9 protein-coding genes and 1 pseudogene are annotated in these 13,130 nt (G+C 55.2%); 5 read left to right on the forward strand and 5 right to left on the reverse strand.

Features of this window, described 5'->3' with window-relative positions:
- Positions 1-31 precede the first annotated feature (31 nt).
- From DIS04_RS14815 to nadC, 3 genes are all read left to right on the forward strand, one after another.
- Positions 32-1,948, forward strand: a complete 1,917-nt coding sequence (locus DIS04_RS14815) for a TRAP transporter permease (RefSeq protein ID WP_111414561.1) — start codon at positions 32-34, stop codon at positions 1,946-1,948.
- Between the two features lie 83 nt (positions 1,949-2,031).
- Entirely contained in the window at positions 2,032-2,928 is an 897-nt protein-coding gene (locus DIS04_RS14820) for a DMT family transporter (RefSeq protein WP_111414562.1), read from the forward strand.
- Between the two features lie 29 nt (positions 2,929-2,957).
- Positions 2,958-3,806, forward strand: coding sequence for a carboxylating nicotinate-nucleotide diphosphorylase (gene nadC, locus DIS04_RS14825; RefSeq protein WP_111414563.1), 849 nt, complete (start codon positions 2,958-2,960; stop codon positions 3,804-3,806).
- 88 nt (positions 3,807-3,894) lie between these two features.
- Here nadC and DIS04_RS14830 read toward each other — a convergent pair whose 3' ends face one another.
- From DIS04_RS14830 to DIS04_RS14845, 4 genes are all read right to left on the reverse strand, one after another.
- The gene (locus DIS04_RS14830; protein WP_111414564.1) at positions 3,895-4,659 is read right to left on the reverse strand and encodes a class II aldolase/adducin family protein; all 765 of its coding nucleotides are present in this window, start codon (positions 4,657-4,659) and stop codon (positions 3,895-3,897) included.
- A 42-nt stretch (positions 4,660-4,701) separates the two neighbouring features.
- The gene (locus DIS04_RS14835; protein WP_111414565.1) at positions 4,702-5,187 is read right to left on the reverse strand and encodes a MarR family winged helix-turn-helix transcriptional regulator; all 486 of its coding nucleotides are present in this window, start codon (positions 5,185-5,187) and stop codon (positions 4,702-4,704) included.
- Between the two features lie 65 nt (positions 5,188-5,252).
- Positions 5,253-6,434: a Gfo/Idh/MocA family oxidoreductase gene (locus tag DIS04_RS14840; protein WP_111414566.1), complete on the reverse strand. Its 1,182-nt coding sequence runs from the start codon at positions 6,432-6,434 to the stop codon at positions 5,253-5,255.
- Between the two features lie 27 nt (positions 6,435-6,461).
- Complete coding sequence (locus DIS04_RS14845; RefSeq protein WP_245904577.1) at positions 6,462-7,412, reverse strand: PDR/VanB family oxidoreductase; 951 nt, start codon at positions 7,410-7,412, stop codon at positions 6,462-6,464.
- Between the two features lie 457 nt (positions 7,413-7,869).
- Here DIS04_RS14845 and DIS04_RS20515 point away from each other — a divergent pair, with 457 nt between their 5' ends.
- Positions 7,870-8,319, forward strand: a complete 450-nt coding sequence (locus DIS04_RS20515; protein ID WP_162623090.1) for a hypothetical protein — start codon at positions 7,870-7,872, stop codon at positions 8,317-8,319.
- A gap of 79 nt (positions 8,320-8,398) precedes the next feature.
- Here the strand turns inward: DIS04_RS20515 and DIS04_RS14850 are convergent.
- Positions 8,399-9,288 (reverse strand): annotated as a pseudogene (locus DIS04_RS14850) (IS3 family transposase); the annotation flags it as partial.
- A gap of 508 nt (positions 9,289-9,796) precedes the next feature.
- On the opposite strand from DIS04_RS14850, the gene DIS04_RS14855 reads away from it, so the two are divergent.
- Positions 9,797-13,126, forward strand: coding sequence for a site-specific DNA-methyltransferase (locus tag DIS04_RS14855; RefSeq protein WP_111414569.1), 3,330 nt, complete (start codon positions 9,797-9,799; stop codon positions 13,124-13,126).
- Positions 13,127-13,130: the final 4 nt, after the last annotated feature.

Below are 13,130 nucleotides of genomic sequence, written 5' to 3' on the forward strand. Positions count from 1 at the left end.
GAAAAGAGCATTTCTGCTCAGAGGTTTGTCAATGAATCAGTTCTTCTCGATTGTAATGGGTACCGGCGCCAAGCGAACTCTCACGGGCAAGCTGGGAATGGCAGTGCATGGATGCGCTGCCCTCGTGGCGCTGGCTGTCATCTATACGACGACGATCGTGTATGTGGATCTATATGCCATGATGGTCGTTTTCCTTTCCGCCATGCTGGCCTTACTGTTCCTTAACGTGAGCGCTGGGCCAAAGGGGCGTCAGGACCGCCCCAGCGTGTTCGACTGGTGTCTTGTCGTGGCGAGTCTCGTCGTTGGTCTCTATTTTCTCGTGGAAAGTCAGCGGATCGTTGAGCGCATCACCTTGCTGTTCCCACTTGAGACATTTGACTTGCTGGCCGCCAGCGTGCTCCTAGTACTGACCATCGAGGCGACGAGACGTACGGTCGGCTTTGGCCTGACTAGCGTCGTCCTGGTCTTTGTCGTCTATAACCTATGGGGGCACGACTTACCGGGAGCACTTGGTTTCCGGGAGGTCAGCTACAATCACTTTCTCGATATCATGATGTTTACCTCGGACGGTCTGTTCGGGGTGCCACTTCGCGTCGCGGCGACCTATGCCTTCCTGTTTGTGATGTTCGGAACTTTCCTGTCCAAGGCGGGGGGGGCCGAGTTCTTCTATAATCTGGCATCCGCTGTTGCTGGCCGTAGAACCGGGGGGCCGGCCAAGATTGCCGTCATTTCCTCGGCACTTTACGGTACCATGTCGGGGAGCCCAACCTCGGACGTCGTCACGACGGGCTCCGTTACTATCCCGATCATGCAGCGCCTCGGATATAGTAAGCCACTATCGGGTAGCGTAGAAGTGGCTGCTTCTACCGGTGGAAGTCTGCTGCCCCCGGTCATGGGGTCCGCAGCTTTCATCATGGCGGAGTATACGGGCATCGAGTATCGCGATATCGCCATTGCCGGTATCATTCCCGCTCTGCTCTATTTCCTGTGCGTATACGCGCAGGTGCATCTCCGCTCCCAGAAGCTGGGACTGAGTGGATTGTCAAAGGAGGAAACCCCACCGCTGAAGGGGACTCTCAAGAACGGCGGCCTGTTCATCCTCCCGCTGGTCGCGTTGTCGGTGGCTCTGTTGATGGGGTATTCCCCGACATTTGTCGCGGCGCTTGCTACTGCGGTGGTGTTGATCGTCTCGGCGGTCCGTAGTTCGACCCGGATGGGACCTAAGGCAATTTGGGATGCCTTGGCCGTCACTACGCTACGCATGGTCTCCGTCGTGGCGGCCTGCGCAGCGGCGGGGCTGGTGATCGGAGGGATCTCCATGACGGGCCTGGGCGGCAAGTTTGCCGATCTCGTCTACCTGCTGGCTGGAGATACTGCCTTTCTGGCACTGATCATCTCCGCCATACTAGCGATCATCCTGGGCATGGGCATGCCGACTCCCTCGGCCTTCATCCTGGCGGCCGTGCTAGTGGGACCCACCTTGCTGGGCTTGGACTTCAGCGTCCTCCAGACCAACATGTTTATCCTTTACTTCGCCGTGCTCTCGGCCATGACCCCCCCGGTGGCGGTGGCCGCCTTCGCCGCTTCGGCCATCGCAGACGCCAAGCCCCTAGAGATTGCCACCGGGGCCGTGAGGTTGGCCATTACGGCTTTCATCGTGCCCTTTGCCTTCGTGTATGGTGAGGGACTGCTGATGGTTGGTGATTGGACAGAGATTGCTATGAGCTGTATCACCGCAGTAATCGGTGTACTACTGCTGAGTATCGCAGTGGAAGGGTACTGGCGCGGGCAGTTTAGTACAATGCCGAGGCTTGGCTTCGGGCTGGCAGGGTTGCTGTTCATTGCCCCGAGTTGGTGGGCGGTGGCACTGGCTTTGGTGTGTCTCAGCTTGGCAATAGCCGCCACGCCTCATTTGCGCTTGCAAAGTAAAGGCGCAAGCATGAGTTGAATTATTTTACTTCATAGCTTCATGGAGGCAGGGTAGCAAGGTGTTCCCTGTCTCTGTTTTTTCCTGGTTTCTGCGAGGTCAAGGTGGCCAGTTCGCAATCCATACCTATCTTGCTTTCTCTGGCTTCATCACTGATGTTCGCTAGCACATTTGTTCTCATCAAGATGGCTGGTCAAGCATCATCATCTCTAGTTGCCCTATGGGTTACCCTCACTACAAACGTGGGCTTTCTCTGGGCATGGAGTATGTTCAGGGAGAATGGTAGTGTCTCGCCTTCAGGGGAGTGGCAGTATTTTGTGCTCGCTGGTATTTTTGCGCCTTTGCTTGGGCGGCTGTTTCAGTTCCAGGGCATGGCCAAGTTGGGCGCTAATATCACCACGCCTATTACTTTGACACATCCGATTTTTACGGTGCTGCTGGCAGTCATTTTTTTGGGTGAAAGTCTTGGTGGCGGGGCTCTTTTCGGCGTTTTTCTGGTGCTGGCTGGAAGTATACTTCTTGGCTTGCAGAGCGGACAGGGATCGACGGAATGTGCTGGCGCTCCGAAGCAATTTCTGTTGTTGCCATTGGCAGCATCACTGGCTTACGGTGTGTCAGTTGTATTTAGAAAGGTAGGCATCGATATGGGGTCGGACGCAGTCACTGCAGCAGCGGTAACGACCTCAACTTCCTGGTTGCTATTCGCTCTATATCTGGTGGCTTACAGGCCTTCAGGTGTATTCAGGTGTAAGTCCCAAGAGCTTATGAAATTTGTAGCCGCAGGCGTGTTTTCGAGCCTTGGTCCTGTGTTTCTATATATGGCACTACAAGTGGGTAGGGTTTCCGTTGTAGCCCCCTTGGCATCGACGACCCCTTTTTTTGTGTTGCTTGTTACAGGGCTATTCATGCGAAACGATGAGGTCTTCAATAGATGGGTTGTTCTCGGCACCATTTTTACCGTTTTGGGTGTTGCTCTGATTGTGTCATTTGGGATATCTTAAAAAACCAATTTCATAGGTGGATGTAATTCATGTATAGGGTGGGAAAGAAAAGTCTTAAAGTTGACATGCAAAGGAATGTTGCTTTTGCATTGAGTGAGGATATTGGAAGCGGTGATATCACATCTGAATTAGTGCCAGGTGATTGCATTGGCAAGGCTGTAGTTACAGCAAAGGAAAAAGCTGTGGTTTGTGGTGCTGGCTGGGTTGAAGAGGTTTTCTTTCAAATTGATCCTAAGGTAAAAGTTGACTGGTGCGTCACGGATGGTGATCGGGTAGAGGTTGGTCAAGAGATTTGTCATATTGCTGGAAATGCAAGATCACTTTTGACAGGGGAAAGAACGGCACTCAATTACCTGCAGACTCTCTCGGGTACTGCAACTCGTAGCCGTTTCTTTTGCAAATTGATTGAAGGGACTTCTGCTAAGCTTCTAGATACCAGGAAGACGCTACCAGGATTACGTTTGGCTCAGAAATATGCGGTATGTTGCGGAGGCTGCCATAGTCATCGCATGGGCTTGTACGATGCATTTCTTATCAAGGAGAATCATATTTCAGCTTGTGGGGGTATCGCGATGGCGATAGAACAAGCGAAGCGTCTGGCGCCCGAGAGGCCTATCGAAGTGGAAGTCGAAGACCTAGAGGAATTCAAGCAAGCACTTGAGGCGAGGCCCGACACTATCATGTTGGACAACTTCTGTGTTGAGGATATACGCACGGCAGTCAGTTTAGCAGCAGGAGGCGTGACGCTCGAGGCCTCAGGAGGCGTGACCGAGGCCACCTTGATCGAAATCGCAAGGACAGGGGTCGATTACATCTCCCTTGGCACCCTTACCAAGGACCTCAAGGCGATCGATCTGTCGATGCGTCTATCGATGTGAAAGGGCGAGAGGCCAACAGGACTGCCGACGTCACTCGAATATCAAGCATGGTGTCGGCAGTTGGGGATATTTTCGATGTACCAAGGCCTCAAACTCTTCCAAGGTGGGTTTGCGCCTGGCGTGCTCGCATTTTCCATAGTTGCCAGGGCCTTTCCACCTGCCCCTCGGTCGCCTCCCTGGCTGCGTTGGCCTCCTCGGGTGTCAGATATTCGATGGGGCCAAGTCGCAGTGCATCAGCTTGAAGCCGTGCATTCACCTCAACATAGATGGCTCGATAGACTGCTTGCTTCAAGGTTGGCCCGGTGACCGTTGCGCCATGCCCGCGCATCAGCACGACATTGTCGTTTCCTAGGGAGTCGGCAAGTGAAGCCCCCAGCGCACGATCCCGGATCAGCAGGTCAGTCGCCGTGCCAGCCTTATCCCGGATCTCGAAGATTGGCGCACCTGCACCCAGAAAGCCGCTCATGTGGCACATTGGCCGCAAGGGAGTCGACTTGACAGCGCTGAAGGGGACGACGGAAGGCGAGTGACTATGCACAACCGCCATGACATCCGGTCGTGCACGGTAGATCTCTCCATGAATGAAGCGCTCAAGATAGACAGGTCGGTCGTCGGCATCGATAGGGGCACCATCAAGATCGAATGTCAGAATATCGTCCAACGTGACGAGCCCGGGGGCCATGTTGCGCGCCAGCATAAACCGTTCGGTATTTTCTGGGTGTCGGATACTGACATGTCCGAAGGCATCGAGTACGCCTTCATTGAAGAGGATATGATTGGCATCCACCAAGTCCCCCAATAGTTCTTCTTTTGTTTGTGAGGTCGTGACGGAGGTCGGATTATTGGTATTCATAGCTATTCCATAGGGTGGTGAGTCGGTGATGGTGGTCAGGAACTATTTGTTATCCTCGGCCAAGTTGCTAATAATCTTGAGCAAGGTGCGCCGTGTCACTCGGAGGTCTTCACATTCGACACCCTGCACGGCAATATCATTGACTTCCTCAGCTAGGGGAATCAGGAATTTCTTAAGATTACGCCCTTTTTCCGTAAGATAGATATGAATGTTCTTGCGGTTACCATTGAGTTGTCGACGTACGATCAGCCCTTTGGCCTCCATTGCTTTCAGGGCGGTAAAGGTCGTGGGCTCCATCAGTCCAGCCTGTTCACTGAGCTCGCGTTGCGTCAATCCTTCCGTTACCCAGAGGATGCGTAGGAACGACCAGTGACCGAAGCTTACCGAGTGCTCCGTCAAGCGTATTTGTAGGCTCTTTGTCAGAACTCGGCCAGCATCGCGTATCAAGTGTGCCAGGCGATCGTCCGGCACATCCTCTTGCCAATGACGAAGAACCGTTTGCGTTTCCCGATTGTCGGTATGGGGCATTGTGATGTTCTCCAAGAAAGCAATACTGCCCTACTCCAACACATCATTATAACACACCACTTCAGTCATGCCTGCTGGTAAGATAGTGTGATTTCATGGCCATCTCGTGCGGATTCCAGCAGTGCCAAACAGACTTCCATCGTGGCCATGCCCCATTCACCGGTGTGAATGGGGTCGCGGTCATGGCGTATGGCGCCTATCAGTTCATCTAGGACTTCACGTCTCGGGATCTTCGGTGACGGTATAGTTTCCAGATAGCGTCGAGTATGGGCATAGACCTGTACCCCTTGCGGTACGGGGCGAAGGTCGGCGCCATCGCAGGAAACGAGGATGAAGCCGAAATGATTGTGTGCCGAGTCTTGTGTTTGGCTATTGGCCAGGGACAGGCCGGCGCCATAGGTGCGGGTATTCTTGAGAGCGGCCTCCTCTTCAGGACCGTGAATCTTCGCCAGCTTCGCCCTGGCGGTGCCGTACTGGCCGGGATCTCGGGCCTGGCCTAGTTCGCCTGACCATCCGCAGAATTCATCGCTATCGAAATGCGCGAATCCGCTGTAGGTCATGTTGGCAAAGACACCATTGTTGAAGGTGAGTAGCGCACTATAGGCGCCTTCCGTGGGACGTGCTGGATCCCAGCTTCCTGTGGCGGCCCGTACGCTTTTGACGTGCCCCCCGCCGAGCAGGCGCACGATATCGACCTGATGAGCAGCTTGGCTGAATACAACACCGCCACCCTGCGAGGTATCCAGCTCTTCCAGACGGCGGGGACGGTAGAGAAAGTCGGTGTAATTAAGTGCGCTGATCATGCGCACCGCGCCGAAGTCTTTGCTGTCTATCATCTCGCGAGTTCGAAGATAGGGCGCATCAAAGCTATGACTGTGCCCGACGACCAGCCAGCATCCGGCACGACGCATGGCATCGATCATGTTCTGGCAATCCTCAATGGAGAGAGCCATTGGCTTCTCGACCAGGACATGCTTGCCATGTGCCGCCGCCAGTTCGACATGCTCGCGATGAAATTGGTGAGGAGTGGCGACATAAACCGCTTCAACATCGGGGTCGGCGCACAGGTCGGCGACCTCGGCATAGGTTCTCGCGCTAAAATCGGTTCTAAACTGCCGGCGAGCCTCCTCTCGTGGATCGGCCGCAGCCACTAAGCGAATACCTGGATGGGCCGCGAGGGTAGGCAAGAGCAGCATGAAGCCACGCCCTAGACCGGCAACGCCGAGTTTCAAGCGAGGTACTGGCATCTGAGCACTCCGTGGTGATGCAATGGATTATTCCGCTAGATCGATTACCAGTTCCTTCGAATAGGCGCGCGAGACACAAACCATGATGTGATCCTGTCGCTCGGCTTCTGACAAAACCAGGTCACGGTGCTCCGCCTCACCTTCCAACAGCCGTGTTCGACAGGAGCCGCAGGTACCACTCTCGCAGGAATAGGGCACATGATGTCCGTTTACTCTCAACGCCTCGAGGATCGATACGCCTGCCGGTACCGGAATCGCCTCTCCGGTCTTGTGGAGGCGTACGGTGAAAGGTGTATCCTCTGCTGTGCTGGCCGACTGGCTCCCGCCGAAGTCCTCGAAGTGCACACTGGAGGGAGTCCAGTGTCCGGTCATGTCGCGAACCGCTTCCATTAGTCCCCGAGGCCCACAACAGTAGATGTGGGCCCCCTTTGGCTGCTCGAGGATCGGCCACAGGTCATAGGAATTGTCGGGATCGCCATGGTCATGATGGATCACCACCTTGCCTCGATACTCGGGGGCGCTGAGCTCCTCGAGAAATGCGGTTTGAGACGGCTCACGCGTTAAGTAATAGAGCTTGAAGGGTTTGCCCCCCGTTGCCTGCAGATGATGAACCATCGAGAGAATCGGTGTGATGCCGATTCCGCCGGCGATAAATATGTAGCGAGCAGGGTTGCCTGTCAGTTCGAAGTCGTTGTGCGGCGCCGATACCTTTAGGCGATCGCCTACCTGGGAATCGTCAATCAGGCTCCTCGACCCGCCGCTGCCATCCTCCTCGCGCTTGACCGCAATGACATACCGATCTTGCTCGCCGGGATCGTTACACAGAGAGTAATGTCTCACTTGCCCGCGGGGAGTCTCGACGCACACATGAGCGCCGGGTGTGAATTCTGGTAGCTCATTGCCATCGGGATCAATGAGTTCAATGCGGTAGATGCCATCTGCGATCGTGTCCAGTGCGGTGACGAGCAGTTCGATCATGGGAAGTTCATCGGAGGGGCTAGCCATAGGATACCCACCTTTCTTGTCGAGTGACTGAATATACTTCTATATCTAAGTATTTTTCCGATAGTAATGCAAGGCAAGATGATGCGACTTTAGTCGCATGGGTTGGATGGCGCCTGCTACGTTCGGCATGCTGCCAACCTCCTAAATATATTGGTCACAAAGGTGTAGAGGCGAGGAGGCAGAGTCCTCTGGTTATGGGCTACCTATCAAATGCAAACAAAATAGATTGAAGGACCGAAACCCACGAATGAGAATGGAATTCTGTCAAACTGACAGAAAAGGAACACTTCGGGCTTGGGTCTCGCCGATTTCTCATTGTAGAAAAAATGACTTAAGTCAAAAAAAAGTTCAAATGTCACCCTGTAATGGTTAGATATAAAAGGATTGTGTGTTACGTTTTTTATGGAAACATCTACGCGGAGTGAAATGCATGATGAACATCTCTATCGAATATTTGGTGGCTGGGATGCATAGGGTTTCGGATTTTTTCTATAAACACTCATTGCCGAAAGTAGTTCTTGATATGCAGGGTGGGTCTACCGAAGCCTATCGGAAAATGATTCAAGATGCCGGCTTCAGTTTTGAAGCTAATTTTGAGCGAGAGATCGTGAGGCAACTTAATAATGGGGGCCGCTTGGGTATGATGCCCGCCGAAATGCTTTTTCCGGTGATGATGAGCCGGTTTGGGGTGGCGATAAAGGACTTTATTGACACCGATCCATCCCAGCTTGAAGCCTTGGAGGCAGCTTGCAACCACTGTCCTGTAGTTGGTGATTGCTGGAAGGCCATGCGCTCAGGAGCCTCGGCGGCGGAGGCACGAAATTTTTGCGCTAGCGCAGATATTTTTGAAAGTTATAGTAATGATAAAGTGAATATATAGTCAAAGAGGCGTGTGCATGAAGAGAGTACCTGACCTTCCCCCTGGTTTAGGTCTGCTACCAATGTGAGAAACCGCTGCTTCATACGCACTGCTCAGCGTACGCTATCGGTGGCAAGTAGCCCAGCGAGCTGTGCGGTCTGACATGGTTGTAGTGGATTCTCCATTGTGTGATTTCGTGTCGTGCATCCGCCAGGCTCAAGAACCAGTGCTGATTGAGACAGCCGTCTCGGAACATGCCGTTGAAGCTCTCGATGAACGCATTCTGCGTCGGCTTGCCCGGCTGGATGAACGCCAGCGTCACCTTCCGCTCGCGCGCCCAGAAGAACATTGCCTTGCTGGTCAACTCCGGCCCGTTATCGCAGACAATCGAGGCAGGCAGTGAGCGCCGCTGCGCAATCTCGTCCAGGAACCGGGCCAGCCGGCGGCCGGAAATGGACGTGTCTGTCAGTTGCCCGACACACTCTCGGCTGAAGTCGTCCACGATGTTCAGCACACGAAAGCGACGCCCCGAGGCCAACTGGTCCGACACGAAGTCCATCGACCAGCGCTGGTTGGGCCGGTCCGGCAGTGGCATCGGTGTCCTTGGCCGGATCAGCCGCTTGCGCCGCCGGGTCCGAACTTGAAGGCCATGCTCGCAGTACAGCCGGTAGGTCCGCTTGCGATTGATCACCAAGCCTTCCTGACGCAACAGTGCATGCAGCAGCAAGTAGCCGTAGCGGGGATAGCAGGTCGCCAAGGCTTGCAGGCGTGCCCGAAGCGGCTCATCGTCACGCGGTATGGCCTGGTATCGAGCCACTGATCTGGCCAGGCCCAGCAATCGGCAGGCACCTCGCTGGCTGAGCCAGCCGCCTGCCACCAGGTGCTTCACCGCACGCCGCTTCGCTTCGGGCGTCACCACTTTCCCGAGACGATCTCCTTCAGCGCGGCATTGTCGAGGGCACTTTCCGCCATCAGCTTCTTCAGCCGGGTCGCAAATCGTAGCGAATCCACGTGTTGTCTGTAACCTGTGTAAAATTTCAACCTATTGTTTATCGACAAAAGCCCGTGGCAAGCGCGGCCTGTGGTTGTCGAAATAAGATTTCAAAATCCGCGGTGCCCTAGCTACAGCACTTCCAGTGCGCGTCAGTATGGAACCGGTGCCTTGCTAGGCCAAACCCAGAGATAAAAGGAAAGGGCCCTAAGGGGTTAATGGAATGGTTGGAACAAGGGGAAGGGGCTTACCCCGAAATGAGAACATGGATTGAGAGTGGAGCCCCAAAGGGCAGAAAGGGAAAGGGCTGCTCCAGTTTCTCGACTCTCTGTCGCTTCTCTCAGCTCTAACCGTTGAGTTCAGAGCGCTCGGCACGGCGCGCACTCTGGTCCCTCTTGGCCTCTTTAGCGCATCCGGATGATCTCTTGCGGGTTTTTCGATCACGCCTCAGGATAGTGGGCTGACATACTCATCGCACCGAGCCGTACCAGACCGACAGGACGCCCCATGAGCCACACCCCCCCACTGTTACGCGAGCTGATCCTCAGTAACGTGCCTGATGATGGCAGCTCCATCGGCAACGCCAGCCTGTTCAATACCTTGATGGAGCAGGCGGGGGAGATTCCCAAGGAAGCCTACGAGCAGACAAGGGATGACCTGGTGGACAAGGGCCTACTTGGCAAAGGCAAGGGGCGTGGCGGCTCAGTATTCCTCCGTGTGCCGCCACAGGGAGCGGCAGGCACTCTCACGACTATGGGTGAGAAAGACGTGGATGCTGATGAGGAAGCACCGGATCTCACCCTTCAGATGCAGGAGGCGCCTACGGATCTGCTGACGAACCAGCAGCAGGCCAAGCCCAAGGACCCAGCCAAGCCGCGTCAAAAAAGGCCCGACCAGGCGCAGGTGCTCTCCTACCGCTATGACGAGAAGCGCAAGAACAACCCCCACGTAGGCATGGTGGATACCGCCAGCGATGGGGTGGAGGAGAAGACTACTTGGGCCTATGACCCGCACCTTGATCCCGAGCTGCAGTTCGATGCCTCCGCCAACCGTGCCCAGGTCGAGGCGCTGATCGACGACGCCCTGGCCTCCGGTGACCAGGTGCAGATGAAGGCCGCGCTCGAAGAGCTCAAGCGGCTGCAGTCGCCCTACCTGCAGTGGACCGGCAAGGCCGAGCGCACCAGCTTCGAAGTGGATACCGTCTCCCTGCATGTTCACGAGCGCATCGACCCCGCCACCATCCTCGGCGAGGTGCAGCAACGTATGAAAGCGGGCAAGAAGGGTGGCAGCGCCTTCCAGCCCGATATGTTCCATGCACCCTTCGAGAACCTGCCGCTGCGCGAGGCCATCGACTTTTACAAGCACGAGCGCGACTGGGCCAACCGCCTGATCGCCGGCGACTCGCTGCTGGTGATGAACTCGATGCTGCAAAAGGAAGGCATGGCCGGGCAGGTACAGATGATCTACATCGACCCACCCTACGGCATCAAGTACGGCTCCAACTTCCAGCCGTTCACGAACAAGCGGGACGTGAAGGATCGCAAGGACGAGGACCTGACCCAGGAACCGGAGATGATCAAGGCCTTCCGGGATACCTGGGAGCTGGGCATCCACTCCTATCTCACCTATCTACGTGATCGACTGCTGTTGGCCAGGGAGCTACTTTGCGATAGCGGTTCGGTCTTTGTGCAGATCTCCGATGAGAACCTGCATCATGTAAGAGAAATCTGTGACGAAATTTTTGGGAGTGATAATTTTTGCTCAGTCATTAATTTCAAAAAGACGTCTGCTGTTAGTAGTCCAAATGCGAAGGTTAATATCCTTGGCACCGTCACTGATTATTTGGTTTGGTATGCGAAAGATATTGGCAGCGTAAAATACAATCAGCTTTATTTTGAGAAGAACCAAAGTAGTGACACGTCGGGTGTCTATCAGTGGGGCGAAGATGGTTTTGGCGTGAGGAGACGTTTATCACCGGAAGAAAGGAGTGGTGATAACCACAAGGTTTTCAGGGTTGACAACATCACCTCTTCAGGATGGAGTGATAACTTATCAAAGCCAATTGCTTTCAAGGGGGCAATGCTTGTCACTGCTGAAAATAGGCACTGGGCCACTCACCCTGAAGGAATGCGAAAGCTCGGCTTGGCTAACAGGTTGTCTATTGCAGGGCGGAGCCTTGGTTATATAAGGTACATGCTTGATTTTCCTGTTTATCCAATTGTGAATGCTTGGTCAGACACGGGGACAGGGAGCTTTACTGATGACAAAACATATGTAGTCCAGACAGGTGTAAAAACACTTGAACGCTGCCTTCTAATGACCACCGATCCAGGCGACCTGGTACTGGATCCCACATGCGGCTCCGGCACCACCGCCTATGTCGCTGAGAAATGGGGCCGGCGCTGGGTCACCTGTGATACTTCCCGGGTGGCAGTCACCCTGGCCAAGCAGCGCCTGATGACCGCCAGCTACGACTACTACGAGCTGAAGTATCCCAAGGAGGGGTTGGGCGGTGGTTTTATCTACAGAACGGTGCCGCACATTACATTGAAGTCGATCGCCAACAACTCCGAGATCGATAAACTCTATGAACAGTATCATCCTGCCATCGAAGAGGCATTGGGCTGGCTTAACCGCGAGCTGCAACAACACTTTGCACCGCCTTTCACCGTGACTGAGGGCGGCCGCAAGGGCGACAAGGTCGATTTCACAGCGCCGGATCGCAAGACAGTAACCCTACCCAGTGGTGAGGAGGTGGCCGCGAATGCCTTGCTCGAATGGGAAGTTCCCTTCGACTGGCCCGAAGACTGGCCTGGTGAGGCCATACATGCCTTCGAAGACTTCCATAAGCAGCGCATCCGAATGCAGCAGCGCATGGACGAAAGTATCGCCAACCATGCTGGCCAAGAGGTGCTCTACGACCAGCCCGAGGTGAGCCGCGACAAGCTGCGCATCACCGGCCCCTTTACCGTGGAGGCCGTACCCTTCGCCACTGTGTTGGGCCTGGATGAAGCCCAACAGCCCAAGGTGGCCGACGTCGCCGTGGCTCGCTCCGGGGCTACCTCACGCCATGCCCAGTGGCGCGAGGAACTGCTCAAGGCAGGCATCCGCGGCAAGGGGGGCCAGCATCTCAAGTTGATGGATCTGGAGACCCTACCTGGCGCCAAGTATCTGCATGCTGTGGGTACGGTGGCCGAGACGGGAGAACGAGTTGCCGTCAGCTTCGGCCCCGAATACGCTGCCCTGGAGCAGCGCCAGGTGGAGATCGCCAAAAAAGAGGCCGGCGACCTCTTCCCGCTGCCCAAGCTGCTGGTGTTCTGTGCCTTCACGTTCGACCCGGAGGCCGCCAAGGATATCGACAGCATCAAGGGCATCCAGGCACTCAAGGTGCAGATGAACACCGATCTCCTCACCGAAGACCTCAAGAAGAACGCACGCAGCAACGAATCCTTCTGGCTAATGGGCCAGCCGGATGTCGAGGTTCATGAGCTGAAGGACGGCAAGTTGCAGGTCGAGGTGCACGGCTTCGACTACTTCGATACCAAGAGCGGCGAGCTCAAGTCCGGTGGCAAGCGCGACATCGCCGTATGGGAGCTGGATACCGATTACGACGACCGCTCCCTCTATCCACGCCAGGTGTTCTTCCCTATGGCCGGCAAGAAAGACGGCTGGTACAAGCTCAAGAAGGATATCCGCGCCGAACTCAACGAGGAGCTGCTGGACAAGTATCACGGCACCAAGTCGCTTCCCTTCGAGCTCGGCGACAACCGCTGCATCGCGGTGAAGATTGTCGATAACCGCGGCATCGAATCGCTGAAAGTCGTTCGGCTGGACTGACCCC

It is taken from the genome of Billgrantia lactosivorans (assembly GCF_003254665.1).
GTDB lineage: Bacteria > Pseudomonadota > Gammaproteobacteria > Pseudomonadales > Halomonadaceae > Halomonas > Halomonas lactosivorans.